The sequence below is a fragment of the Pseudomonas sp. TH07 genome, from assembly GCF_016651285.1.
Taxonomy (GTDB): domain Bacteria; phylum Pseudomonadota; class Gammaproteobacteria; order Pseudomonadales; family Pseudomonadaceae; genus Aquipseudomonas.
Map to the genome: position 1 here is coordinate 5,936,133 of NZ_JAEKED010000001.1, position 26,580 is coordinate 5,962,712.

Here is a 26,580-nt window from a genome sequence, read left to right on the forward strand (position 1 = left end):
TCCCCTTATTTATAAGTCGAATGTCAGGCGCAGTCCCAACTCCCGAGGTGGGCTGTAGACGTCCACGAAACCGTTCTGGTAGCCCACGGCGTCGTAGCGTTTGTTGGCCAGGTTGTTGACGTAGGCGCTGACCTCGAAGCGCTCGAAGCTGCGCCCCAGGTCCAGGTCGATCAGGCCGTAGCCGGCCCGGCGGTTGCTGTTGGCCGCGTCCAGGTAGGTACGGCTCACGGCGCTCAGGTTGAGCTGGGTGTACCAGCGGCTCTCGGCGTCGTAGCGCAGCCCGAGGTTGCCGGTCAGGTCCGGGGCGAAAGGGTTGTGATTGCCGGAATAGTCACTGGCACCGTCGGTGAAACTGTCGAAGCGGGTGCGGTTGATAGCCAGTGCGCCCAGGACTTTCCAGCCGCTGCCCAGCAGGTAGTCGGCCTGCAATTCCAGACCACTGGAGCGCGCCGACGCGGCGTTGGCGATGTACACCACGCCCGGAGTGAGCATCTGCTGCACCTGCATATCGTCGATGCTCATGGTGTACAGGGCCACCGAGTACTGCAGGCGGCGGTCGAGGGCCCCGCCCTTGAGGCCGACCTCCCAGGAGCGGACCTTTTCCGGGGCGTAGGCCGGGTAGTTGGCGGCCGGGCTGAAGGTGTTGAAACCGCCAGCGCGGAAACCGTCGGCGACGCTGGCATAGACGAATGCGTCATCCATCCATTCGTATTGCAGGGCGACCTTGGGCGAGAAGCGCTTCCAGCTGGCGTCGCGGGAATCGCCGCCCTCCGGGGTGAAGCGCACAAAGTCGCGCTCGGCGCGGCCGCCCAGGGTCAGGGTCCAGCGCTCGGCCACCGGAATCATCCAGTGGCTGAACAGCGCGGCGCTGTGCCCTTCCAGTTTCGAGCTGTAGGGCAGCAGGCGCATCGGGGTCTTCTGCTCCCCGCCCAGGTCGTGCCGGTCGCGATCGAAATACATGCCCGTGACCCATTGGCTGTCGCCCAGGGAGCCTTCCACGGTGAACTGCTGGGACAGGGTATTGAAGTGGTTGTCGCGGCCGATGTGCAGGGAGTCGGCGGGCCGGAAGTCGGTGTCCTGCAAGACCCGGTCGTAGAAGTCGCTGTTGCCGGTCACCGAGCGCAGCTTCAGGCCCGAGGCCAGCTCGGTGCTCAGGTCCAGGGAGACGCTGCGGGCACTGGAGTGATCCCAGCCGCGCACGCCGGAGCTGACCCTGGCCCGAGGAGTGCCGGAGGCGCCCCACTGGGCCGCGCCGTCGTCATAGTCCTGGCGCGAGTAGCGCAGGATGGCTTCGGAGCTGTCGTCCGGGGTCCAGCGCAGGGCCATGCGGCCACCGTGCTTCCTGCGGTCGTCGGCCTCGCCGCCGTGGTAGCGGTCATCGATATAGCCGTCCTGCTCGCTCCAGTTGCCGGTGACCCCGAGGTACAAGCGGTCCTCCACCAGCGGCCCGCTGAGGTCGGCCCGCGCCACGCGCTTGTCGCGGCTGCCCAGCTCGGTGGAAAGCCGGGCGTGCGGGGTGTTGTCCGGAGCGCGGGTATAGATGTTCACCACCCCGGCTTCAGCATTGCGCCCATACAGCGCCGACTGTGGCCCACGCAGCACCTCGACCCGTTCGATCCCCAGCATGTCGTGGTCGAAACCCTGGGCCATGAAGGTCGGCACGCCGTCCACCATCATCAGCGCCGAAGATGAATAAGAGGCGAAGTTGGAGCTGATGCCACGCACCACCGGCGGCTGGATCGCCGACTGGCCGAAGGGCTGGAAGCCAAAACCCGGCACCCGCCGCAACAACGCCGACAGGTCCTGCACATGCTCGCGTTCCAGGGTCTGGCCGTCGAACACACTCATCGCCGCCGGCACCGACTCGGCGCTCTGGGACAAGGCGTTGGCGGTCACGGTGATCGCCGGCAACTCTTCCAGCGCTTGGGCTGGAGCCGCGGCCGCGACCATCAGGGCGACCCACAACGGCGTGCTTTTTCCCCAGGCACAACGACCGATCCCGGGCTGACTGACATTCATTTGATGCGCTCCAAAATGTGCTCATTGGGTCAATGGCAAAAATGGTAACAGCGGCAAAAAATGATAATCATTCTTATTAATATGCCGTCCGACGAATTTCCTATGGGTTCCGGCGCGGACTATTCCACCCCCCTGAGAATGGTTCTAACGTGTGGCCAATCCCGACGAGACAACTCGAGATCACAGTGATGCTAGAAAGGAATTCGCACCGAGCGATGGCCCCAGCCCACCGCCCCTGCTGCAGCCCCAAGCCATTGACCTGGCATGCCTGCACCCGCCACAGGCGCTCCCCCTATCAATACCTGGCAGATGCCGGAAGACGCCCGGCAAACCGTCGCGGCCGGCTACTCGCCCCACGGCCACTTGAGGCCGCAACCGGCGCCCACGCCAACCTCGCTGTCGGCTCCCCGAGCTTGCGCACGCCCCCTTCTCTCCAGGACTTTTAACCGAGATGAAATTCTCCAACTTCTTCAGAAACAGCAACCTCTTCACACCCCAGACGCCAGGTGCCAGTGCCAGCAGTGGCGGCCAGGCGGCGAGCAAGCAGAATAACCGTGCGGTGTACCTGAACTTCAACGAATCACCTTTCGGCCCCCTGCCCCCGGCCCTGGAGGCGGCCCGCGACAGCCTGCCGGATTGCGGGCGCTACGGCTTCGCTGCGATCGATCAACTGCACCAGGCCCTGGCGCAGGAACTGGCAGTGCCCCGGGACCACCTGACCCTGCACCCGGGCTCCAACCGGGCCCTGCACTATGCCGCCGCGACCTTTACCGGGCCGGGCAAATCCCTGGTCATGGCCTCTCCGGGCTACCCGATCTGCGAGCTGGCCGCCCGGCGCGCCGGGGCCGAGGTGCACAAGGTGGCCCTGGGTAAAAACGGCGCCCACGACCTGGAGCGCATGTGCGCGATCGAAGACGCCGGCCTGATCTACCTGTGCAACCCGAACAACCCCACCGGCACCATCACGCCCCATAAGGCCATCCTCCAGGCCCTGGCGGAAAAGCCCCGGGACGCGGTGTTGCTGGTGGACGAGGCGTACCTGCAATTTTGCGATGAACGCTCGATGCTGCCCTGGGTCGAACAGCGCCCCGACCTGATCGTGCTCCGCACCTTTTCCAAGATCTATGGCCTGGCCGGTCTGCGGGTCGGCATGGCGATGGCCCAGCCCCAGACCTTGCAGCGCATCACCACCCTGCCCGCCGACGACGTCTCGATCACCGCTGCCCAGGCCGCCCTGGCCAGCCTCGGCCAGAGCGCTCAAGTGGCACAACGCAAGCTCGAAATCGCCCGGGCCCGGCAGGAAACCATCAACTGGCTGCAATCCCGGGACATCCCGTGCACGGCCTCACAATCGAGCTGTTTCATGATGAAGGTCGGGGACCGGGCCCCCCAGGTCATTCAGGTCCTCGCGGAACACGGCGTGCACATCGGCCGTGCCTGGCCCGAAGCCCCGGAGTGGGTGCGCGTCACGGTAGGCACCCGGGATGAAATGGACGTCTTCAAGTCCGTCATGAGCCAAACGGTTTGCGCCAACTTCCACGGCTTCTTCTATCCGATTTAAACAACCGGCGGGCATGGGCGCCTTGATGGGCTGACCCCGGGGCCTGGTCAATAAAAGACTGCAACGGCGCTACAACCGTCAACAGCACTACAACCTTCAACGCCTGCATCACCTGCTGATCGAGGTGCGGGCTTCGCTCACCCAGAATTTCATTCAAGACAGGAACAGCCATGCAACTTCCCCCCCTGGTAGAGGCTGACGCCACATTGAGCGCCAGTGAAATAAGCCGTTATAGCCGGCATCTGTTATTGCCCGAAATCGGCCTGCAAGGGCAACAACGCTTGAAGCACAGCCGGGTCCTGGTGATTGGTGCCGGCGGGCTGGGTTCGCCCACGCTGTTGTACCTGGCGGCGGCCGGCGTCGGCACCCTGGGCATCATCGACTTTGATGTGGTGGACGAGTCCAACCTGCAGCGACAAGTGATACATCGCCTCGCGGAAGTGGGCCAACTCAAGACTGAAAGTGCCAAGCGCACCTTGCAGGCGCTGAACCCCCATATCCAGATCAACCTGCACCAGCAACGCCTGGACAACGACAACGCCGTAGCGCTGTTTTCCAACTATGACCTGATGCTCGACGGCACCGATAACTTCGCCACCCGCTACCTGGTCAACGATGCTTGCGTGCTGGCGGGCAAGCCCTATGTCTGGGGCTCGATCTACCGCTTCGAAGGCCAGGCCTCGGTGTTCTGGGAACAGGCACCCGGCGGCGGGATCAACTACCGCGACCTGTACCCCGAGCCGCCGCCCATGCACCTGGCGCCATCCTGTTCCGAAGGCGGCGTGCTCGGAGTGCTCTGCGCCTCCATCGGGGCAATCATGGCCACCGAGGCCATCAAGCTGATCACCGGCATCGGCACGCCGCTGCTGGGGCGCCTTGCGGTGTATGACGCCCTGGAAATGAGCTACCGCTTCCTGCCTTTGCGCCCGTCACTCAAGCGCCAGCCGATCACCGCGCTGCAGGACTACCAGCAACTGTGCGGCCTGGGCAGCGTGCCGACCCCGGCCAGCGTGCCCAGCCTGGATGCCCACGCCCTGCAAGCCCTGCGCCTGGGCGGGCAGCCGCTGCAGGTGATCGATGTCCGGGAACAGAACGAATGGGACATCCTGCACATCCCCCAGGCGCAGCTCATGCCGATGCAGCAGGTGCTCAGCGGCGTGCACCACGCGCAGCTTTCCCGGGACGCCGAGATCGTCGTCTATTGCAAGGCCGGCAGCCGCTCCAGGACGGTGGTCCAGGCCCTGACCGAGCAAGGCTTCGACAACGTGCGCAACCTCGAAGGCGGGGTCCTGGCCTGGGCCGCGGCCTATGCGCCGACGCTGCCGGCCTATTGATCCCGCGCCCCCCGCCCCCAACGAGTAGCCCTTTATGTTGCTGCTGAGCCACGACATCGTCAGCGCGATCTTCGACCAGGCGCGCCAGGCGCACCCGATCGAATGCTGCGGAATCATCGCCGCAGCCGCCGGCAGCGAGCGCGCCACGCGGCTGATCCCGATGGTCAACCGCGCCCGTTCCGAGGTGTATTTCGAGTTCGACCCGCGCCAGCAACTCCAGGTCTGGCGCGAGATGGACGCCCGGGATGAAGAACCCCGGGTGTTCTACCACTCCCACACCGCATCGCGGGCCTTCCCCAGTGCCACCGACATCGCGTTCGCCACCGACGCCAATGCCCATTACCTGATTATCAGCACCGCGGACTACGACCCGCCGCTGCGCAGTTTTCGCATTGTCCAGGGCTGTGTCAGCGAAGAGGAAGTGCGCATCGATGCGCTGCCCGCCGCTGCACTGAACCTGCCCGATTAACCCCCTACGGAGTGCCACCCCATGAAGATCATTGTTCCCACCCTGATGCGCCACTTGACCGCCAACCAGAAAACCGTGGAGGCCCAGGGGCAAACGGTCAGGCAAGTGATCGACGCGCTCGAGCAGCAGTACCCGGGCCTTGCGGCCCGCCTGATCGACGGCGGCGAAGTTCACAAGTTCATCAATATCTACGTCAACGACGATGACATCCGCTTCTTGCAGAGCCTCGACAGCGCCGTGACGCAGCAGGACCAGATCACCATCCTGCCTGCCGTCGCCGGTGGCTGCTTTTAACGCCCCCGAGCGAGGAATGACCGATGTGCCCTTGCCCCTATATGCACCCAGCACCACCCCAACAATGGCATGACGCCCAACTGGATTTCGCCGAAAGCATGAGTTACGGCGATTACCTGGGGCTGGATAAAGTGCTGGACGCACAAGCGCCACGCTCCCAGCAACACAATGAAATGCTGTTCATCATTCAGCACCAGGCATCGGAACTCTGGATGAAGCTGCTGTTGCATGAACTGCGTCACGCCCGCCAGTTGATCGACCACGGCCAACTGGGGGGCAGTCACCGGGTGCTGGCCAGGGTCCTGCGGATCATGGAGCAGATGGTCAGCTCCTGGTCGATCCTGGCGACCCTGAGCCCCATGGAGTTCATCAGCTTTCGCTCGGACCTGGGGCAAGCCTCGGGCTTCCAGTCCTACCAGTACCGCGAGATCGAGTTCATGTTCGGCAACAAGAACCGCGCCATGCTCCTGCCGCACCAGCACACGCCGCAGATCGCCCGCAACCTCGAACGCTGCCTGCACAGCCCTTCCCTGTACGACGTGATCATCCAGCAGATGGCGCGCCAGGGCCTGCCCATTGCCGCCCTGCGACTGGACGCCGACCCCAGCGAACCGACCCGCAGCGATGCCTCGGTGGAGGCCGCCTGGGTCCAGGTCTACCAACAACCGGAGCGCTACTGGGACCTGTACCAGTTGGGAGAAAAGCTCATGGACATCGAGGATGCGTTTCGCCAATGGCGCTTTCGCCACGTCACCGTGGTCGAGCGGGTGATCGGCTTCAAGAAAGGCACCGGCGGCACGGAAGGCGTCGAGTACCTGCGCAAGATGCTCGGCACCGTGCTGTTCCCTGAGCTCTGGAGCCTGCGCTCGAGCCTTTAGCCGACGCCTTATCAAGCCCGCTGCCGCTGCGAACCGGGCACCACCCCAAGAGAATTCGCCATGACCGCTACAGACAACGTTCGTCAAGTCACCATCATCGGCGCCGGGCTGGCCGGAGCCCTGGTTGCCCGCCTGCTGGCCCGCCAGGGCTGGCGTGTCAGCCTGTTCGAGCGACGCTCCGATCCGCGCATCGAAACCGGGGCCCGCGGCCGTTCCATCAACCTGGCCCTGGCCGAACGCGGCGCCCATGCCTTGCGCCTGGCCGGGCTCGAACCCGAGGTGCTGGCCGAAGCGGTGATGATGCGCGGGCGCATGGTGCACGTCCCCGGCACGGCCCCCAGCCTGCAACCGTACGGACGCGATGACAGCGAGGTGATCTGGTCGATCAACCGCGATCGTCTGAACCGGATTCTGCTCGACGGCGCCGAAGCGGCCGGGGCGAAAATCCACTTCAACCTGGGGCTCCACAGCGTCGACTTCCCCCGCCAGCGCCTGACCTTCAGCAACGCCTCGGGGGCTCACCTGGGCAGCCGCTTCCAGTTGCTGATCGGCGCCGACGGCTGCAACTCAGCGGTGCGCCACGCCATGGCTGAGGTGGTCGACCTGGACCAGCAACTGGAAACCCAGCCCCACGGCTACAAGGAATTGCAGATCACCCCACAGGCCAGCGCGCACTTCGGCCTGGAGCCCAACGCCCTGCACATCTGGCCTCGCGGCGACTACATGTGCATCGCCCTGCCGAACCTCGACCGCAGCTTCACCGTCACCCTGTTCCTGCACCACCAGAGCCCGACGACCCAACCCACCAGCCCGTGCTTCGCCCAACTGGTCGATGGACGCGCCGCCCGGGCCTTTTTCGACCGCGAATTCCCAGGGCTGTCGCCGATGCTGGGCAGCCTGGAACAGGACTTCGACAATCACCCCACCGGCAAGCTCGCGACCCTGCGCCTCGACACCTGGCATATCGGCGGCCAGGCCGTGCTGCTGGGGGATGCCGCCCACCCCATGGTGCCGTTCCACGGCCAGGGCATGAACTGCGCCCTGGAAGACGCGGTGGCCCTCGCCGAGCAATTGCAACAGCCCGGCAATATCGCCAGCGCCCTTGCGGCATTCACCGCGCAACGCCAGCCCAACGCCCTGGCGATCCAGGCCATGGCCCTGGAGAACTACGTGGAAATGAGCAGCAAGGTCGCCAGCCCCAGTTACCTGCTGGAGCGCGAGCTGGGAAAAATCATGGCCCAGCGCCAACCCACGCGCTTCATCCCGCGCTACAGCATGGTCACCTTCAGCCGTCTGCCCTATGCCCAGGCCCTGGCTCGCGGGCAGATCCAGGAGCAACTGCTGAAATTCGCCGTGGCCAACCACACCGACCTGACCTCGATCAACCTGGATGCCGTGGAGCACGAAGTGACCCGCTGCCTGCCGCCCCTGAGCGACCTGGCCCAGGGTCGCCGTTGCTGACTGCGAAGGAGCCTGCCACGTGCCCGCACGCAAACTGTTCGACATCAGCCCACCGATCTCCAGCACCCTCGCCACCTGGCCGGGGGACACCCGCTACCGTCAGGAAGCCGTCTGGGTGCTGGATCAGCAGTGCCCGGTGAACGTCGGAAAAATCACCCTCTCGCCCCACACCGGGGCCCATGCCGATGCTCCGCTGCACTACAACAGCCGCGGCGCCGCCATTGGCGCGGTGGCCCTCGAGCCCTACCTGGGAACCTGCCGGGTGATCCACTGCTTCGACAGCGGCGCCCTGGTCCAGCCGGAGCAGGTAGCGCCGCACCTGGCCGGGGCACCGGAACGCATCCTGCTGCGCACGTATCGTCGCAGCAACCCTTGCACCTGGGACCCGGACTCCAGCGCAATCGCCGTGGCCACCCTCCACTTGCTGGCGCGGCACGGGGTGCGGCTGGTGGGCATCGACACGCCCTCGGTGGACCCGCAACAGTCCAAGACCCTGGACGCACACCACGCCATCGAGCGCCATGGCATGGCCATCCTCGAAGGGCTGGTGCTGGATGAAGTGCCGGCCGGGGACTACGAATTGATCGCCCTGCCCCTCAAGTTCATGGCCCTGGACGCGAGCCCGGTGCGGGCGGTGTTGCGCAGCCTGCCGGAGGGGCGGCCGGGATCGCCGGAGGGGCAAGCGGGATAAGGTCGGGCAGGCTTTCAGCGATCTCACTCAATGCTTGAGCAATTACCACCGGCACTCATGACGGATTTCACGCATCTAACGAGGTTATGACGCGAGATTCCTGCATTGACGGGGTTCGCCCGCCCTACTTATGCGGCCCTTATGCATGGGTCAGCCATTAGGATAGGAAGTGTCAAATTCCCCCTAGCGATGCCGGAGTCTTGTTCATGCCCACTCTCGATCTGCCGTTCATCCGCAGCCATTTCCCGGCCTTTGCCGAGCCCTCGCTCGAAGGCCAGGCATTTTTCGATAACGCTGGCGGCTCCTACGCCTGCCAGGACGTCATCGATCGCCTCAATCGTTTTTACCGTCAGAACAAGATGCAACCCTACGGTGTGCACCCTGCATCTCGCTGGGGTGGCGAGGAGATGGACCGTGCTCATCGCGAAATGGCCAGCTACCTCAACGTCGCACCCGAGGAGGTCCACCTGGGCCCCTCCTCCTCACAGAACAGCTATGTGCTGGCAGAGGCCTTTGCCAATCGGCTCGAAGCGGGTGATGAGGTGATCGTCACCAACCAGGACCACGAGGCCAACAATGGCGTGTGGCGTCGGCTGATCAAGCGCGGCATCGTCATAAAAGAATGGCAGGTCAACGCGACCACCGGCTCCCTGGATTCAGCGGCCCTGGTAGAACTCCTGACCTCACGCACCAAAGTGGTGGCTTTCACCCACTGTTCAAACATCCTGGGTGAGATCAACCCGGTCCGCGAGATCTGCGAAATCGTCCATGGGGTCGGCGCCGTAGCCGTTGTCGACGGTGTTTCTTACGCTGGCCATGGCTTGCCGGATGTCGCCGAGCTCGGCGCGGATGTCTACCTGTTCTCGCTGTACAAGACCTTTGGCCCGCACCTGGGCGCGATGGTCATTCGACGGCCGCTGATGGATTTCCTCGGCAACCAGGCGCACTACTTTAACGCCGCCCACCTGGCCAAGTGGTTCGTCCCGGCCGGGCCCGACCATGCCCAGGTCGCAGCGGTCAACGGCGTCACAGCCTATTTTGACAGCGTGCATGCCCACCATTTTCCCGAGGCCGACAACAGCGAGCGCGGCGCAAACCTCAGGAAACTGTTCAAGCAGGCCGAAGTCGGGCTGCTGAGCCCACTGCTGGAGTTCTGCGCCAAGGATCCGCGTGTCCGGCTGCTGGGCCCCACCAACGCGCAGAAAAAAGCCGCGACCGTGTCACTGCAAACCATGAATGCCACACCTCGCGAAGTCTGCGAGCGCCTTGCCTCCAAGGGCATCATCGCCGGCGCTGGCCATTTCTATGCCGTGCGCCTGCTGGAAGCGCTCGGGATCAATCCCGACGAAGGCGTACTCCGTCTTTCATTTGTTCACTACACCTCCCAGGAGGAAGTGCAACAACTGATACGGGCGCTGGACGAGTCGCTCTAAGCTCACCGCCACCACGCATGGGTGCTGCCGCGCCCGGTACCCATGCTGACTTCACGAGCGATCACCGACCAGCTCATCCAGGCAGATAAATGACTGCGTACTGCTGATATCAGGGTGGCTGCTCAACTCATCGACCAAAATCCGGGTGAAATTGGCCATGCGTGGCGCAACCACGCGCAGCATGAAATCGACATCCCCGGTGATGCCTGTCGCCAGGCGCACCCACGGCCGGTTCTGCAGCAACAGGGCAACGCGTTCGCGGGCGCCTGGCTGGTTTCGCTGCAAGGTCACCAGCACCCACGCGTTGACATCATTGCCGAGCTTGTTTTCATCAATGTCCGCTGAGTAGCCACGGATCACGCCTTCGTCTTCGAGCCTTTTCACCCGTCGCTGACACTGAGAAGGTGACAGCCCCACCAGGATGGAGAGTTGCTGATGGCTAATTCGACCTTCCTTGCGTAGCACAGCGATTATTCGTGTATCCATCCGATCAAGCTTGAAGTCAGTCATGCAAGGTCACCAGGGCGCAGGATTCCCGCGCAGGAAATCATGGCGGTCATTGCAATGCAAACCTGTTGCGCAGCATCAGAGACAGCACCCAAACCGCCGCAGACCAGAACCGCGACCCATGACGCAAAACGCCCGATGCAAGGCATCGGGCGTTAGTTGCGCGGCATGGGGCCTGCCGTGCTTTTGCCGCTGGTTAATGCTGCAGGATTTTCGACAAGAAGCTGCGTGCCCGATCCGAGCGTGGCGCACCGAAGAACTCTTCAGACTTCACGTCCTCGATAATTTCTCCGCCGTCCATGAACACGATGCGATCAGCCACTTTGCGCGCGAAGCCCATTTCGTGGGTGACGCACATCATGGTCATGCCTTCACTTGCCAACTGGACCATGACGTCCAGCACTTCATTGACCATCTCCGGGTCGAGTGCCGAGGTCGGTTCATCGAAGAGCATCGCGATTGGGTCCATGGCCAGGGCACGAGCGATCGCTACCCGCTGCTGCTGGCCACCGGACAACTGGATCGGGTACTTGTGGGCGTGGTTCTTGAGGCCGACGCGATCCAACAGTTGCATGCCTTTTTTGGTGGCTGTGTCGCGGTCGCGGCCCAGTACCTTGATCTGCGCCAGGTTGAGGTTTTCGATGATGCTCAGGTGCGGAAACAGCTCGAAATGCTGGAACACCATGCCCACCCGAGCACGCAGTTTGGGCAGGTCGACCCCTTTGCCGGTGACGGGCTGGTTATCGATGAAAATCTCGCCTTTCTGCACCGGCTCCAGGCCATTGACGCATTTGATCAAGGTGCTCTTGCCCGAACCGGAAGGTCCGCACACCACCATCACCTCCCCCCGCGAGAGCTGAGTGGTGCAGTTTTTCAGAACCTGAAAGTTGCCATACCACTTGCTCAGGTTTTTCATCTGGATCATGCGGTTCTCCCTATATTTCTTTTCATGCGCTTGGTCAGGCTGGACAGCAGATAGCAAATCACCAGGTAGACCAGGGCCACGAACAGGTACAGCTCTACCAGGCGCCCGTCACGCTGGGCGAACTTGCTCGCTGCACCGGTGAAGTCGGCGATGGAAAGCACGTAGACCAGTGAGGTGTCCTGGAACAGGATGATGGTCTGGGTCAGCAGCAACGGCGTCATTCGCCGCATCGCCTGGGGCAGGATCACGTAGAACATTGATTGTGCCGGCCGCATGCCCAGGGCCGCCGCGGCCTGTCTCTGGCCGCCGCTGACGCTCTGGATGCCACCGCGAATGATCTCGCTGTAGTACGCCGCCTCGAACATGCAGAACGTCACGAAGGCGGTGACCACCGGACCGATCTGCACCGGCCTCTCGGTGCCGAAAGCCATTTGCAGCAGCAGCGGCATCAGGAAGTAGAACCAGAAAATCACCAGCACCAACGGAATGCTGCGCATCACCGTCACATAACCCAGGGCAAAACCGCGCATGACGCGGTTCTGCGAGAGTCGCATCAGCGCCAGCAAGGTGCCGGCCAGGATACCGACGGACATCGCCACCAGCGTCAGCAGCAAAGTGAACTTCAGGCCATTCCACAGCGCCGGCATAGCCCGCACGATTACGCTTGGATCGAGTTCAAACATAACTACCTCGTCGCGCCGCGAAGGGTCAGGGAACGCTCGATGTGCCCCATGACAAAGGTCACCAGCAACGAAATGACCACGTAGATCAAGGTTGCGGCGGTGAACGCCTCAAAGGTATTGAACGAGTACTCGCTGACGTTTCTCGCCTGCGCGGTCAATTCCATCAAGCCAATGGTCAGGGCCACCGATGAGTTTTTCAGGGTGTTCAGCGCCTCGGACGTCAGCGGTGGGAACACCACCCGCAATGCCTGGGGCAACAGTACCTGCAGGTACATCTGGCTCGGACGCAGGCCCAAGGCCAACGCCGCGCCGCGCTGCCCGGCGGCAACCGATTCGATGCCAGCCTTGAACAGTTCCGACAGCTTGGCCGAGGTGAAAAGGGTCAACGCCACGACCGCGCTGAAAAACGAGGGATAGGGCAAGTCCTGCTTGAGATAGTCCCCCATCGATACCGGCAATAGCTCGGGTATCACGAAGAAGCAGATGAACATCTGCACCAGCAAGGGGATATTGCGGAACACCTCGGTGTAGAGGTTACCCAGCCACACCAGCGGTCGAAGGCTGCTGGTACGCAGGGTGCCAACCAGGCCACCGATCAGAAAGGCCAGGATGAATGCGGCGAGGGTTGTAGCCAGAGTCCAGCTGGTGCCCGTGACCAGCCAATGCAGATAGGAAGACGATTCTCCGGGCGCAAAGTCCCAGAACACGCTCCAATTCCAGTTGTAATCCATGAAACACCAACCTTTGAGAGAAAGCGGAACTCAGCATTCGCAGATGCCGGCAGGTCGAGGAACGGGACGTATGCACAGGAGCAGCCGTTTGCTGGCTCGCGAAGCACCTTCCTTTGCAACGTGCATCCACACCGCACGCGTCATCCTTGACGTTCATGACCAGCACACTAACTACTCACAGATCCGTATTCACTCGACCCACTGGGTGGCATCAGACGCCAGTATCGTTCGGGTGGGCGATGGCTTCTTTCAGCGCGTCGCTCATGGGCAGGTTGATCACAGCGTTCTTCGGCGGAATCGGCTGCTGGAACCATTTCGGGTATTGGGTATCGATCACGCCGCTGCTGTAGAGGTTGCGCAATACGTCATCCGCGAAGGTCTTGAACTGCGGATCATTCTTGCGGATGCCGATGGCGTAGGGTTCAGCGGACATGGGTTCAGCCAGCAAGGTGTAAGCATCCGGGCTGCGGCTTTGCGCAATGGTCGCCATCAACTGCACGTCGTCGTTGATGTAGGCCACGGCGCGGCCGGTCTCGAGCATCAGGAAGGCTTCACCGCCATCTTTGGCGTTGAGGATTTTCAGCCCCAGTTGCTGTTCGCGGTCGATTTTCTTGGTGATCCACTCACCGCTGCCACCGGTAATCACCACCACCGACTTGCCCTTGAGATCAGCAATGCTGTTGATGCCAGAGGTTTTCTTCACGGCATACTTGGCGCTGGCCACGTAGCTGGTCAGCAGGAAGCCGATCTGTTTCTGGCGCTCGACCGTGTTGGTGGTAACGCCGCATTCCAGGTCGATGGTGCCGTTGATCAGCAACGGTGTACGGGTGGCTGCGACCACCGAGACGTACTCGGTCTTCAAGCCGGGCTCGCCGACCTTGACCTTGATCTGATCAACGATCTTCTGGCACAGCTCGATGCTGTAGCCGATGGGCTGCTGGGCATCGTTGAGGTAGGAAAACGGAAGCGATGCATCGCGATAGCCAAGGGTGACAGTGCCCGACTCCTTGATCTTCTTCAGGGTCCCGGTGAGGTCGTCCGCCTGGGCAGCGCCGGCGCTGAGGCAGGCAGTCACGACGAGGGCAAGCAGCTGTTTCTTTTTATCGAGCATGGGGATCTCCGACTATTGTTTTGGCAGCTTTGGCACAGCAAAAGAGCGAGGGCTTCAGCGCAAGGCTGCGAGCGCCTCGCGGATACGAACGACCGCTTTTTGTAGGTTTGCGCGGGATGTGGCGAACGACAGCCGGAAGTAACCCGGCAGCCCAAACGCCAGGCCCGGAACGACCGCCACGCCGGCGTGATTGAGCAGGTAGGCCGATAACTCGACGTCATCGGTGAGCACCTGACCGTCAGGTGCGGTGCGCCCCAACAACTGGCTGCACTCGGGAAAGGCATAAAAAGCCCCCGCCGGCGCGCTCAGGCGCAAGCCTTCGCATTGGCTCAGGCCCTCCACCAGCATGCGGCCGCGCTCGGCGTACTCGGCGGCGCAACTCTTCACGAATGCCTGCGGACCTTCGAGTGCGGCGCGCGACGCTTCCTGGGAAATCGCGCTGGCGCCCGAAGTGCTCTGGGACTGGATTTTGCTGATTGCCGCGATAAGCGCCTTGGGGCCCGCGGCATAACCGATACGCCAGCCGGTCATGGCATAGGCCTTGGCCACGCCATTGATCAACAGCGTGCGCTCACGCAACTGAGGACAAGCGTTGCCGAATGAGACGAACGGCTGGTCGGCAAGCAATACGTGCTCGTAGATCTCGTCGGACATCACCAGCACGTTGGGGAAGTCTTCGAGCACCTTGCCCAGCGCCTGCAACTCGGCCTGGGAATAGATGGCGCCACTCGGATTGGACGGTGAATTGAGAATCAGCCAGCGGCTTTTCTCGGTCAGCGCGGCTTGCAGCGCTTCGGCAGTCAGCTTGAAGCCGACCTCGATGCCACAGGCGATCACCTGCGGGCTGCCACCGTTGAGGGTGACGATGTCGGAATAGGAAACCCAGTACGGCGCGGGGATGATCACCTCATCACCGGCTTCCAGGGTCGCCATGAAGGTATTGAAAATCACCTGCTTGGCGCCGTTGCCGACGGTGATTTCGTCGACGCTGAAACTCAGGCCGTTTTCCCGCTGGAACTTGCCGACAATCGCCTGGCGCAGCGCCAGAGTTCCCTGGGGCGCCGTGTAGCGAGTATGCCCGTCACGCATCGCCTGGCTGGCGGCATCAATGATATGTGCCGGGGTATCAAAGTCCGGCTCGCCGAGGCTCATGTCGACAATGTCGCGACCCTGGCTGGCGAGTTCTTTGGCACGCATGGAGATGATCATGCTGGGAGAGGAAGAGATCTGCTTGACGCGCTGACTTTCAAAACTCATGAACTACCCGCCTTATTTGGAGGTTTGCTGAAGACCATGGAAGATCGTCCAGCGCCTCACTGCTGTTGTACGATGTAGTATGACATGTGATTTTTTGATTTCGCAATCGGCAAATACAGCTGTTTTCTGCGAGGCGATAAAATTCGTGAAACCTAGCAAACAAGGGCTGCTCAGCTGATTCAGGCTTCAGGGATCGGCATCCGCGCAGTGAAACGCGCTGGATAAATCGACGAAGAGTGCTATGAGGACGTCAAATTTGCGACAGACGTATGATGACCATCACGCAAAAAGCGCCCTTTCAACAGGTTCCAAACGGCCTGTCGTTGAAACTCAGAGCGTCATGATCGGCCTTAACAGTGCCTGCCCTTCATACAGCGCCGACAGGTAGCGCTCGCGCATGCTCTCAAGGGTCATGCGCGAGGCGTGAGTGGTCAGGGTCAGCGTGGCCTGCAAGTGCCCTTCCCGATCGATCAGCGGCACGCTCAGCACGCGCATGCCCACTTCGTATTCCTGATCCACCATCACATAGCCGCGCTCGCCGGCCAGGGCGATTTCACGGCGGATCAGGGTTTCGTCGGTGAGGGTGTACGGGGTGATGGCCCGTGGCGGGTTGCGCTGGAAGTAAGCCGCCAGCGCCTCCGGGGAAAGACTCGCCAGCCATAGCCGGCCGCTGCCGGTGCAATACATCGGCACCCGTGAACCGGGGCGGATCGACATCGAGGTGATGTGGCTATAGCGGCTGCGCACCACGTGCACAATGTCATCCCCATCACGCACGCCCACCGACACATGCTCCTGGGTGGTCCGCGCCACCTGCTCCACGATCGGGCGCAGCATGCGCGGCAATACCGCGGAATCGACATAGGCCTGGCCGATGCGCAAGGTTTTGGCGGTCAGCCAGTAATGGCGGCCATCGGTCTGGGCAAAGTCGTCATGCACCAACGTCAGCAAAAAGCGCCGCGCCGCGCTGTGGGTCATCTCGGCCATGCGCGCGACTTCGGGCACGCTCAAGCGCGGATGTTCTTGGGAAAACAGCTGCAACAGGGCCAAGCCCTTTTGCAGGCCAACGATCAGATCCCGCTGATGGATGGTGGGTTGCTTCATCGGGCGTGGCTCCTTGAGGGGCAAATACTGCGATTATCGCAGTGGCGCTGCGATTATCAATATATTCCAGGGTGCGTTTGATTGTCCGCCCTGTACCTCGCTTGCAGTATTGGCTCCACAACACAGCCAATAAGCGGGACTACCCCATGATCCAGGGTTCAACTGAACTGGTCGCCATCGTCGGCTCACCTATCGCCCAGGTGAAGTCGCCGGAAAACTTCAATCGCTGGTTCGTCGACCAGCAGCAGAACGTCGCGATGATCGCCATCGACCTGGCGCCAACCGCCCTCGACGCTTTCGTCCAGACCCTGCGCGGCTGGCACAACCTGCGCGGATGCGTGGTGACCGTGCCTTACAAACAGCAGTTGGCCGGGAGCCTGGACAGCGTCAGTGAACGCTCGACGGCGCTGCGCTCGATCAATGTGATCCGCCGCGAGGCCGACGGCCGGCTGGTGGGCGATATCGTCGACGGCGAAGGCTTTCTCAACGCCGCGCGCAAGCATGGGTTCAACCCCCAGCACAAACAGGCCCTGGTGATCGGCACAGGCGGCGTGGGCAGCGCCATTGCCTACGCACTGTGCCAGGCCGGAGTCAGTCGCCTGGTCATCAGCGACATCAGCCACGAACGTGTCGAGGCACTCGGCAAGCTGTTGCGCAGAGCCTTCCCGGCTATCGCGATCAGCGCCGGACCGGCCTCGCTCGCCCCCTTCGACCTGGTGGTCAACGCCTCGCCAGTGGGCATGGGGGCAACCCGCGATGAGGGCCCGATGCCGTTGCCCGACGCCCTGATGGCAACCCTGACCGCAAGCACCCTGGTGGCCGACGTCGTGACCTCACCGGCAGTGACACCCTTTCTCGCCTTTGCCCGACGCCTCGGCTGCCCGATCCAGACCGGACCGGAAATGGCCCTGGCGCAATTGGGCAACCTGGGGCACTTCATGGGCGTCACGCCGCTGGAAATCTGACTCTCCGGCAACGTCCTCAAACAGGTGACAACCATGAACACTACGACTTCCCTGGCCTCGGCCGACGCCGGCCAGACCTATGACGTCATTGTCCTGGGCAGCGGCGCTGCCGGTTTCGCCGCGGCGGTGACGGCCAGTTGCCGCGGGCTCAAGGTCCTGCTGGTGGAAAAGACCGAAGCCTTCGGCGGCACCTCGGCGATTTCCGGGGGTGCGGTGTGGCTGCACGATACCGATCAGGCCCGGGCCGCCGGGCATCACCTGGCCGCCGAGCAGATGCGCGACTACCTGAAATCGGTGATAGGCCCAGGCTACAACCCGCCCTTGATCGACGCGTTCATCGAGCACGGTCGTGAAGCCCTGCACTACCTGGAAACCCACAGCGAACTCAAATACAGCCTGCGGCCGCTGTCGCCCGACTATTACCCGGACTTGCCCGGTGGCACGCTCACCGGCCGGGCGCAGGAAATCGACGAATACGACGGACGTCGCCTCGGCGAGCATTTCAAGGACCTGAAACGACCACCGGACGGCATGCTGCTGTTCGGCGGCATGATGGTCAACCGGGTCGACATCCAGCATTTCCTCAGCATCAAACGTTCGCCCAAATCCCTCTGGCACTGCCTGAAACTGCTGACCCGCTACGCCATCGACCGCCTCAGTCACCCACGCGGCACGCGCCTGACCGTGGGCAACGCCTTGATCGCGCGCCTGGCGACCACGGCCCTGGCCAATGGCGTCGACCTGTGGCTGCAGGCGACACCCGAGGCGTTGATCATCGAGCATGGCCGGGTCCGCGGGGTGCAGATTTCCCGAGGCGCCATCACCCGTCCGGTATTCGCTCGGGGCGGTGTGGTACTGGCCATGGGCGGCTTTGCAGCAGGCGCCCACGCGGCGCAACAGCGGCCGGACACCGGCTCGGAACACTGGAGCATGTCACCGCCCGCCAACGTCGGTGACGGGCAACGCTTGGCGGCGTCGATCAACGCCGCCGTCGGCGATCACCTGGCGGCGAATTTCTTCTGGGCCCCGGTCTCGGTCTTGCACAAGGCCGATGGCAGCGTGGAGCGCTTTCCCCATCTGGTCACCGACCGCGCCAAACCCGGGGTGATCGCGGTCAATCGTGCCGGACGGCGCTTCGTCAATGAATCGGATTCCTACCACTGTTTCGTCCAAGGGATGTTCGCCCAGGGCGGCGCCAATGCGCCCTGCTGGCTGATCTGTGACAGCGAAGCCCTGAACAACTACGGCCTGGGCCTGGCGCGACCGAGCCCCGTCGACAACAGCACACTGATCAAGGCCGGCTACCTGTTGCGCGCCGACAGCCTCGCCGAGCTGGCGCTTGCCGCCGGCATCGACGCCGCGTCCCTGGAGCAGACCCTGGCACAGTACAACGCCGATGCCGAACACGGCGTCGATCCCCTGTTCGGCAAGGGCAGTACGGCCTACAACCGCTACATGGGCGACCCGCTGCACCAGCCCAATCCCTGCCTGAAACCGCTGCGCAAGGCGCCCTTCTACGCCATACGCCTGTTTACCGGCGACCTGGGCTCCGCCCGCGGCCTGGTCACCAATGGCCAGGCCAACGTGCTGGATCGGAGCAACGCCCCGATCCCCGGGCTCTACGCCGCCGGCAACGAAATGAACTCGATCATGGACGGCACCTACCCTGGCCCGGGCATCACCCTCGGCCCCGGTCTCACCTTCGGCTACCTCGCCGCCAGCGACATCGCGCGCCGGCTCAGCAGCACCGCATCACCATCCCCCACTGGAGAACAGCATGTACTACGAACTGCGCACCTACACCCTTAACCCCACCAAGCTCGGCGACTGGCTGGCCCTGTACAAAAGCAACGCCTTGGCGGTGCAGCAGGAACACCTGGGCAACCTTATCGGCTTCTTCACCACCGAAATCGGTGAGGTCAATCAGGTGCTGCACATCTGGGGTTATGCCAGCCTTGACGAACGTATCACCCGTCGCAACACCATGGCTGCCGACCCGCGCTGGCAGGAGTTTGCGCGGCTGAACAAGGAGCTGAACGCCGTGGTGACCCTGGAATCACGCCTGCTGCGCCCTACCGACTTTTCCCCGCTCAAATAACCCCGGCGCCGTGTTGTGCCGCTTCCAATCGGGAGCGGCCAACCTCATCGTCCTTATCGCGGTAATCCCTATGTCCATCAGCGATCCCCTGTTTTGTGATGTTCTGGTCGTCGGCTCCGGCGCCTCTGGTCTGGCAACGGCGGTCACCGCGGCGCAACTGGGCCTCGATGTCATGCTGGTGGAGAAGGAGCCGCAGTTCGGCGGCACCAGCGCCTGGTCGGGCGGTTGGCTGTGGATTCCACGCAACCCCCTGGCCATCGCCGACGGTATCGTCGAGGACCTGGAGCAGGCGCGGGTTTATCTGCGGCATGAACTGCGCAGCACGGTGCTCGACCCTCGTGTGGAGACGTTTCTCGAACAGGGCCCGAAAATGGTCGAATTTTTTCAACGCCATACCGAGGTGCAATTTTTCTCCGGCAGCAAAATGCCTGATTTTCACGCCACCGAAGGCTGCGCAGCAGGTGGCCGCTCGGTCTGTGCCCTGCCCTTCGACGGGCGACGCCTCGGTCCCTGGATCAACCGGCTGCGACGTCCACTCGACCTGATCAGCCTGGCCGGCATGGGCATCGCCGGCGGTGCCGATCTCAATCATTTGCTCAATGCCCGCCAGTCGCCGTCCTCATTGCTCTACGCCAGCAAACGCCTGCTGCGCCACGCCCGCGACCTGCTGCGCCATGGCCGCGGCATGCACCTGGTAAACGGCAATGCACTGGTGGCCCGCCTGCTCAAAAGCGCACTGGATCGAAAGGTGCGCCTGCTGGCTGATACGCCGGTACGGGAACTGCTGCGTAACGGTGAACGCGTGGTCGGGGCGCACGTCGAATCCGCCGGACGCCGGGTCGAGATCCGCGCCCGGCGTGGCGTGGTGCTCGCCTGCGGGGGCTTCCCTCACGATCACCAGCGCATCGCGCGCCTGTTCCAGCATGCCACCAATGGCAGCGACCATTTGAGCGCGGCCCCCAAGGGCAATACCGGCGATGGTCTGCGACTGGGAGAGCGCGTCGGGGCAAGGGTGGTGTCCGACCTGGCCCATGCCGCCGCCTGGGCGCCGGTGTCGAGAGTGCCGCGCGAAGACGGCGGCTTCAGTGGTTTTGCGCACCTGATGGAACGCGCCAAGCCGGGATTTATCGCCGTGCGCCAGGATGGCCGACGCTTCGTCAACGAGGCCGACTCCTACCACGACTACATGTGCGCCCTGTTTGCCGCCACGGGACCGGGAGAAACCCCGCTCTCCTGGCTGATCTGCGACCACCGCGCCCAACGCCGCTATGGCCTGGGCTGGTCCAGGCCCTTTCCATTTCCGACGGCGCGCTACGTGCGCGCGGGCTACCTGTTCAAGGCCCCGACCCTGGCCGACCTGGCCCGCCAATGCGGCATCGATGCCCGGCAACTGCAAGCCACCGTCAGCGCATTCAACCTGGGCGCGGCCCAGGGGCATGACCCGCTCTTCCAGCGTGGCGAGTCGCTGTACAACCAGGCACAGGGCGAAGTCCTGCACGGGCCAAACCCGTCCCTTGGCGGCCTGTGTACACCACCGTTCTACGCGGTGAAACTGGTGCCCGGCAGCCTCGGCACCTTCGCCGGCCTGAACACCGATGCCTGCGCCCGCGCTCTGGACCAACACGGCGCGCCGATTCCCGGGCTGTTTGCCGTAGGCAATGACATGAACAGCATCATGAACGGCCACTACCCCAGCGGCGGCATCACCCTCGGCCCGGGCATGACCTTTGGCTACATCGCCGCGCAAACGCTTGCCGGCCTGGCCCCTGACCATGCGCCAACCGGCCGACCTGCGCCTTAGTCAGGGTGAAAAACGCCAGCGTGGAGAACCACCCTCGGGAGCCCGTGATGAGCCATACCCCGCAAAAGATAATGCCTTCACGCCTGGCTTGCCGTTATCCCGAGGTGCAACAGGCATTGGACGCCGGCCTCCCCGGCAGAAATCGGCAGGTGGCCACTCGAATCGTGTTGTGGGCAGCCAGCGAAGCCGGCCTCAACCGGGCGGAGATAGTCATCGCACTGGCGAAAAAAGACCCCGCGCTGTTCGACGCGCTCTGCGCGGAAATGGAGGAGCAGCAATTCAGGCTGTTTGAGCGGGGAGACGAAAGGCACCTGGTTTTTTTCAACAAGGCACGGGTCTATAGCGCAAGCGCCTGGTTGGCCCGTGACGTCCCCCATGAAGCGATCTATGAGTCAATATTTGCGACAGACAGCGCACTGCTGATGGCTGATTTTTTCTGAACCCTGAACGCACTGCGCCATGATCCACGGGGCCATACCCACAGCTCCCGTCTTATGCGGCTCCCACCATAAAGTGCGATGACGTTTATTGCCCACAGGACTATGCTAAGGCGCCATCCGCCCGGCTGGCCTGACTTGCAAGGAATGCGTCATGGAGTTCGTGGTTCATAGCTATTGCCTGAAAGGCGCGCGCCAGGAGCCTTTGCTGCCCCCCGTCACCCTGAAACCGACTTCATTGACCTTGACGGTCGCCGAGCTCATTCGCCTGACCGTGGCCCAACAGATCGCCGCGCTGTCGGTCCAGCACTGGCTGCAACACCAGTCGGCGCGCGAAGCGCTCGACCGCCAATACCTCAGCGAGCGGGACGTTCTTCAGCAGGCCCGTCAAGGCGCGGTGGCCATGCCTCAGGCCAGTGCGCCTCCGGACTTGGATGTCGGGGTTGAGGTCGAACGAGCCTTGAAGGGGTTCGAAACCCGCGCGTTCCGCGTTCTGCACAACGGCGTCATGCTGCAAAGCCTCGATGAGTCCATCGAACTGAGTCCCCCTTCCACCCTCGCGTTTATCCGCCTGGTGCCGCTGATTGGCGGTTGACCCTCGTCGCTCACTTCTTCGGATTACCTCATGCCATCACGTCGTCCTCTGCCTGAACAAGCCACACGCCTCGCTGCGCTGCGAGCCTTCTGTGATAGAGCGCTGGATGCCTATCGCGAGCCCGGAACCGATGAAGAGTCCGAGATCGATTTCTGGGAAGACCTCGACCTCCTGCGCATAGCCGATGACTGGGTCAGGCAGCATCCCGAGGATGGGCCCAAGGCACTGGCTGATGGTTTTGTGTTCCCGACCGTTTGGGACGATCTGCAGGACCACCGCGATCAACGGCGCTATGGCCTGCAATATCAACTCTGCGATGCGTGGATCACTGCTCACCCGGATGCCTACGCGCTGGAACAGATCTGTTCGCGACTGCGGCACATGCTGCAATTTGCCTTCGAGGACAGTGACTATCCATTGCCCACTGAAGAGGATGGCCCAGCCTATTACCGAAGAAGTCCCGACCAGGCCTGGGCCTTCCCGGACGTTCAAGCCTGCATCAATCGCCTGAGCAATTACCCGTCCACCCCGGCCTGGCAGAGTTTCGCCGAATGGTTGTTGGACGGCAGCTGGAACCGCGCACAGCCCTCTTCAGCGCCTGATGGTGAACAACGCAGAGTCGCCGACCCGTATCACTACCTGCATCGGGATATCAAGTGCATCGCTCTGGGCCTGCTGGCAGCGGGCCGCCTCGATTACCCCCGTTTCGTGCGGGCGGCCGATACCTGGGGCCGCGCCATGATGTTCTACTCAGACGTCGCCGGACTGGGCAGCGATGAAGCGTTCGACGAAGACGATGCAGACGACGAGGCCGCGCAAGCGCAAGACCTCGATGACGAGTCGCCCCAGAGCGATGCGCCCGACACAGAAGAACCCGCCGCAGTGCCTCCTGAACTGGCGAACTTCACCGCGCGTTATGCCGAGAGCGCCCTGGCCGGGCTGCCCGACAATGCCGAGCGGCTGGCTGACATCCTGGGTTCGGTCGAGGTGTATCAGAGCCGCTGGTTGCTGCAGGCCCTGGCGGTCGTCGAACGACTGGGCATGACTCCCGATGGCTTCTTCGACCGCTTCGGCGATACGGCCGCCGTGCTCGAACGCTTCCTATTGCTTCAGGAATTGCCCAGGGAGCAATCGGCCGAGCTGCTCGCGGCGCTGAGGGGTTTTTCAAAAAATACCCTGCTGACCGCCCTGCCCTACGCCGGACACGCCAGCCGAGTGGTGCTCGACGCGCTCGGCTGGAGCGACCTGCAGGCCTTCCAGCGTGAATACCTGAACATTGCCCTGGCCCCTCAGTCCGGCTGGGGCAGCGACCTGCCCAATACCCTGGATGAAACCGTGGGTGTGGTGGACCGCTACCTGCTGGACAAGGCGCTGGCCGAGGCCGAACCGGACCACCTGCGTCAGTACCTGGCGGCACTCAAACCCTCGCACTGGGCGTTTCCCGAGACGCGCGTGCTGCTTGACGCCTATCAGGGCATCGGTCGACCGGCGCTGGAAAAGAAGCTGACCCGCCACGCCCAGGCGGCCATGCGCATCTATGGCCTACTGCCCGTCACGGATGCGGACGACGTACGCCAGCGCTATCTGACACTGAAGAAACTGCACAAGGAGGTGCGTAAATACGGCGCCGAGCGACAGGCCAACTCCCACGCCGCCGTGCAGGCCGGGCTGGAAAACCTGGCGCGCGTCGCCGGTTACCCCTCGGCGATGCGCCTGGAGTGGGCCATGGAATCGGAAATCGCCGAATCCGCCCTGACAGCCGCCACCATCGATGGCTACGAGGTCACGCTCGTGATCGACGGCTTGTCCCCCACCTTGCACATCTGCAAGGCCGGAAAAACGCTCAAAACCGCACCGCCAGCCATTCGCAAAAGCGCAGATTTCGTCGCCCTCAAGGCACAGCAGGCCCTGCTCAAGGACCAGATCGCACGCTTCTGCCGCACCCTGGAAGCCATGATGAGCAGCGGCGAAACCCTGGCCCTGGACGAGCTGAAACCGCTGTTGAACATGCCCGCGGTGCGCCTGCTGCTGGAGCAACTGATCGTGCAGGTCGACGACGCTGCGCTTGGCTGGCTCGACACCGCCACGCTGACGGTGACTGACCTTGAAGGCCGCCAGCACACCGCGGCAAAAACCCTGCGGATTGCTCACCCTTTTCATCTGTTTACGGCAGGGCAACTCTCGGCCTGGCAGAAAGACGTGGTGAGCCATCGCCGCGTGCAACCGTTCAAACAGGCCTTTCGCGAGCTGTACCTGCTGACACCTGCCGAGAAAGACAGCGGCCTGTGGTCCAACCGATTTGCCGGCCACCGCCTGAAAAGCAACGTCGCGGCGCGGTTGCTGCAGGCCCGCAACTGGTCGACCTCAAGCGTCGAGGACATCTACTACGAGAGCAAAGAACACGGGATTTACGCCCTGTTCAACTTTCTGGAAACCGGCCATTACCTCTCGGAAACAGAGCACGTTATCTTCGACACGATTGCGTTCTACCGCGAGCAGAAAGCCATCCCCCTTGAGCACGTACCGCCGCTGCTGTTCTCGGAAGTCATGCGTGACGCCGACCTGCTGGTCTCCGTGGCCCACGCCGCAGACGGCTACAGCACCAGCAACGAAACCCTGCAGCGACGCGCCGAACTGGTCGCCGAGTTGATCCAGGGACTGGGCTTGCGAAACGTTGAATGCGCCGGGCATTTTCTGCACATTACCGGCCAGCGTGCGAACTACCGCATTCATCTGGGCAGTGCCGTCATCCATATCGAACCCGGCAACTACCTGTGCATCGTGCCCGCGAGCCGCAACGTCACCGAGTTCTACCTGCCGTTCGCCGACACCGACAAGATAATGGCCGAGGTGCTGAGCAAGATGTTTCTGTTGCTGGACGACATGAACATCACCGACAGCCTGATACTGGAGCAGATACAGCAAGGCGGCTGACGGGGCTTGATGCAGGACTTGAAGCACTGGATCTCATATCGTTGCTTATTGCTGCTGTAGCCCTGCCGTTTTTGCCAATCCCCGTGGCCATTTCTGTGTCATTTGGCGTGGCGCAATGACTTGGGGGTGCACCCGTAATACTTTTCGAAGGCGCTACTGAAGCTCGAAAGGTGTTGAAACCCGACCTTGTACGCCACCGTGGACACGTACATGCCTGACTCCAGAAGCTCCCTGGCTTTCGCCATGCGGATATCCGTCAGCATGCGGTAAGGGCTGGTGCCAAACACCTTGCGAAACCCCTGCTTGAGCTTGAATTCATTGGTGCTCAGCGCAGCGCACAAATACCCCACGGTTAATTGGCGGTCGAACTGGCTGATCAGGATATCCCGCGCTCTCAGCATCAAGTCCTGGTCCTTTGAGCGGACCCTGTCCTCTACGGACGTTGGCGCGGGCGCCAGCGGTCGGATCTGCTCCGACAACAGCCCGAGCGCGGCAATGTGGATATCGAGCAGCCCTCCAGCCCGGTCGTGCAGATGGACCAATGAATTGGCCAGCCTTTGTGTGGCCGCACCGTGCCTGCCGCAAAATAAACGGTTGGCCGACAGCGCCTTGACGCCGCCCTCGAGCAAGTATTCCAACCCGTACCGCTGCAGCAGCGGCACCTTGGCCACCAGGCGCAACTGGCGGATCGCCTGTTTGGCCGGATAACACCGCTCTCCGCGCAAGTTGCCGTAGGTGGCGACCGTGCTGTGGCCGCCGATGAAATCGTAACGCTGCCCGTCCATGCCGGTGCTGCTCGACTGTCCCGACAACGCGATCGCCACCGTCAGGGCACGCTCCCCTTCAAACGACCCGCTCTCCACCAGGTCAACGTTCGGGTTGAACTGGGAGTAGGTCACTGCCAGGCCATCCTCGAATGTCAGAGAGTCAGTGAAGCAGGTGCCCAGGCTTTCGGGTAACTGGGATCGCTGCCAAGGCGTTTGCCCCAGGCGAGAAGGCGCAGCCCTGTCCGTGGAGGAAAATCGGTAGCTCATGCTCATCATTCCTTGTGTTGCGCTGCCCCAATGCCGGGATATCTGCGAAATGCCAAACAGATAATCCGGACTGCCTAAACCTGTAAAAAGATCCATTCGCATTGGGATTCTATAGTGGCCCGACCTTAATTAGCGCCTCTTTCGGCCCTGGCCACCCCATGACTGATCTCCCTGACACGGTGCATGGCACTGTTTTCATAGCGCTGCCCTTGTTTGCTGCCGGCAACCTGCCGGCGCTGGGCGCGGAGCACCTCGTTC

24 protein-coding genes are annotated in these 26,580 nt (G+C 62.7%); 15 read left to right on the top strand and 9 right to left on the bottom strand.

What is annotated here, in order from left to right; genetic code table 11:
• Window positions 1-9 precede the first annotated feature (9 nt).
• A complete protein-coding gene (locus tag JFU57_RS27115) occupies window positions 10-2,019 on the bottom strand; it encodes a TonB-dependent receptor (RefSeq protein WP_201131426.1) in 2,010 nt (669 codons plus the stop codon).
• Window positions 2,020-2,470: 451 nt separating this feature from the next.
• Between JFU57_RS27115 and JFU57_RS27120 the strand changes: the two genes are divergently transcribed.
• The 8 genes from JFU57_RS27120 to JFU57_RS27155 all read left to right on the top strand — a co-directional run bounded on the left by JFU57_RS27120 (window position 2,471) and on the right by JFU57_RS27155 (window position 10,140).
• The gene (locus JFU57_RS27120; protein ID WP_201131427.1) at window positions 2,471-3,580 is read left to right on the top strand and encodes an aminotransferase class I/II-fold pyridoxal phosphate-dependent enzyme; all 1,110 of its coding nucleotides are present in this window, start codon (window positions 2,471-2,473) and stop codon (window positions 3,578-3,580) included.
• 170 nt (window positions 3,581-3,750) lie between these two features.
• Window positions 3,751-4,914: a molybdopterin-synthase adenylyltransferase MoeB gene (moeB, locus tag JFU57_RS27125; protein WP_078468850.1), complete on the top strand. Its 1,164-nt coding sequence runs from the start codon at window positions 3,751-3,753 to the stop codon at window positions 4,912-4,914.
• Between the two features lie 34 nt (window positions 4,915-4,948).
• Window positions 4,949-5,383, top strand: a complete 435-nt coding sequence (locus JFU57_RS27130; protein WP_201131428.1) for a M67 family metallopeptidase — start codon at window positions 4,949-4,951, stop codon at window positions 5,381-5,383.
• A 21-nt stretch (window positions 5,384-5,404) separates the two neighbouring features.
• The gene (locus JFU57_RS27135) at window positions 5,405-5,677 is read left to right on the top strand and encodes a MoaD/ThiS family protein (RefSeq protein ID WP_078468848.1); all 273 of its coding nucleotides are present in this window, start codon (window positions 5,405-5,407) and stop codon (window positions 5,675-5,677) included.
• A 23-nt stretch (window positions 5,678-5,700) separates the two neighbouring features.
• Window positions 5,701-6,555 carry a tryptophan 2,3-dioxygenase gene (kynA, locus tag JFU57_RS27140; protein ID WP_078468847.1) on the top strand — a complete coding sequence of 285 codons (855 nt, stop codon included), beginning with the start codon at window positions 5,701-5,703 and terminating at the stop codon, window positions 6,553-6,555.
• Between the two features lie 60 nt (window positions 6,556-6,615).
• Complete coding sequence (locus tag JFU57_RS27145) at window positions 6,616-8,016, top strand: FAD-dependent oxidoreductase (protein WP_201131429.1); 1,401 nt, start codon at window positions 6,616-6,618, stop codon at window positions 8,014-8,016.
• Between the two features lie 19 nt (window positions 8,017-8,035).
• The gene (kynB, locus tag JFU57_RS27150) at window positions 8,036-8,707 is read left to right on the top strand and encodes an arylformamidase (protein WP_201131430.1); all 672 of its coding nucleotides are present in this window, start codon (window positions 8,036-8,038) and stop codon (window positions 8,705-8,707) included.
• 206 nt (window positions 8,708-8,913) lie between these two features.
• Entirely contained in the window at window positions 8,914-10,140 is a 1,227-nt protein-coding gene (locus JFU57_RS27155; protein WP_201131431.1) for an aminotransferase class V-fold PLP-dependent enzyme, read from the top strand.
• Window positions 10,141-10,191: 51 nt separating this feature from the next.
• Here the strand turns inward: JFU57_RS27155 and JFU57_RS27160 are convergent, their stop codons facing one another.
• The 7 genes from JFU57_RS27160 to JFU57_RS27190 all read right to left on the bottom strand — a co-directional run bounded on the left by JFU57_RS27160 (window position 10,192) and on the right by JFU57_RS27190 (window position 16,458).
• Entirely contained in the window at window positions 10,192-10,650 is a 459-nt protein-coding gene (locus JFU57_RS27160; protein WP_201131432.1) for an Lrp/AsnC family transcriptional regulator, read from the bottom strand.
• 193 nt (window positions 10,651-10,843) lie between these two features.
• Window positions 10,844-11,572 (bottom strand): amino acid ABC transporter ATP-binding protein, encoded by a 729-nt coding sequence (locus JFU57_RS27165; RefSeq protein ID WP_078468842.1) that lies wholly within the window; start codon window positions 11,570-11,572, stop codon window positions 10,844-10,846.
• A complete protein-coding gene (locus tag JFU57_RS27170; protein WP_078468841.1) occupies window positions 11,569-12,255 on the bottom strand; it encodes an amino acid ABC transporter permease in 687 nt (228 codons plus the stop codon). The genes JFU57_RS27165 and JFU57_RS27170 overlap by 4 nt, the downstream gene beginning before the upstream one ends.
• Before the next feature lie 2 nt (window positions 12,256-12,257).
• Entirely contained in the window at window positions 12,258-12,986 is a 729-nt protein-coding gene (locus JFU57_RS27175; protein WP_078468840.1) for an amino acid ABC transporter permease, read from the bottom strand.
• A 211-nt stretch (window positions 12,987-13,197) separates the two neighbouring features.
• Window positions 13,198-14,097 carry a transporter substrate-binding domain-containing protein gene (locus JFU57_RS27180; RefSeq protein WP_020295059.1) on the bottom strand — a complete coding sequence of 300 codons (900 nt, stop codon included), beginning with the start codon at window positions 14,095-14,097 and terminating at the stop codon, window positions 13,198-13,200.
• 54 nt (window positions 14,098-14,151) lie between these two features.
• Complete coding sequence (locus JFU57_RS27185) at window positions 14,152-15,354, bottom strand: pyridoxal phosphate-dependent aminotransferase (protein ID WP_201131433.1); 1,203 nt, start codon at window positions 15,352-15,354, stop codon at window positions 14,152-14,154.
• A gap of 330 nt (window positions 15,355-15,684) precedes the next feature.
• A complete protein-coding gene (locus JFU57_RS27190; RefSeq protein ID WP_201131434.1) occupies window positions 15,685-16,458 on the bottom strand; it encodes an IclR family transcriptional regulator domain-containing protein in 774 nt (257 codons plus the stop codon).
• A gap of 146 nt (window positions 16,459-16,604) precedes the next feature.
• Here JFU57_RS27190 and JFU57_RS27195 point away from each other — a divergent pair, with 146 nt between their 5' ends.
• The 7 genes from JFU57_RS27195 to JFU57_RS27225 all read left to right on the top strand — a co-directional run bounded on the left by JFU57_RS27195 (window position 16,605) and on the right by JFU57_RS27225 (window position 25,288).
• On the top strand, window positions 16,605-17,423 hold the full coding sequence (locus JFU57_RS27195; protein ID WP_201131435.1) for a shikimate dehydrogenase family protein: 819 nt from the start codon (window positions 16,605-16,607) through the stop codon (window positions 17,421-17,423).
• Window positions 17,424-17,456: 33 nt separating this feature from the next.
• Window positions 17,457-19,232, top strand: a complete 1,776-nt coding sequence (locus JFU57_RS27200) for an FAD-dependent oxidoreductase (protein ID WP_201131436.1) — start codon at window positions 17,457-17,459, stop codon at window positions 19,230-19,232.
• Window positions 19,201-19,521: an NIPSNAP family protein gene (locus JFU57_RS27205; RefSeq protein WP_201131437.1), complete on the top strand. Its 321-nt coding sequence runs from the start codon at window positions 19,201-19,203 to the stop codon at window positions 19,519-19,521. Before JFU57_RS27200 ends, JFU57_RS27205 begins: the two co-directional genes overlap by 32 nt.
• A 70-nt stretch (window positions 19,522-19,591) precedes the next feature.
• Entirely contained in the window at window positions 19,592-21,322 is a 1,731-nt protein-coding gene (locus tag JFU57_RS27210; RefSeq protein WP_201131438.1) for an FAD-dependent oxidoreductase, read from the top strand.
• 47 nt (window positions 21,323-21,369) lie between these two features.
• Window positions 21,370-21,762, top strand: a complete 393-nt coding sequence (locus JFU57_RS27215; RefSeq protein WP_078468834.1) for a hypothetical protein — start codon at window positions 21,370-21,372, stop codon at window positions 21,760-21,762.
• A 151-nt stretch (window positions 21,763-21,913) separates the two neighbouring features.
• The gene (locus tag JFU57_RS27220) at window positions 21,914-22,354 is read left to right on the top strand and encodes a hypothetical protein (protein ID WP_201131439.1); all 441 of its coding nucleotides are present in this window, start codon (window positions 21,914-21,916) and stop codon (window positions 22,352-22,354) included.
• Between the two features lie 30 nt (window positions 22,355-22,384).
• Complete coding sequence (locus tag JFU57_RS27225) at window positions 22,385-25,288, top strand: DUF4132 domain-containing protein (protein ID WP_201131440.1); 2,904 nt, start codon at window positions 22,385-22,387, stop codon at window positions 25,286-25,288.
• A 98-nt stretch (window positions 25,289-25,386) separates the two neighbouring features.
• Here the strand turns inward: JFU57_RS27225 and JFU57_RS27230 are convergent, their stop codons facing one another.
• Window positions 25,387-26,418, bottom strand: coding sequence for a helix-turn-helix transcriptional regulator (locus JFU57_RS27230; protein ID WP_201131441.1), 1,032 nt, complete (start codon window positions 26,416-26,418; stop codon window positions 25,387-25,389).
• Window positions 26,419-26,580: the final 162 nt, after the last annotated feature.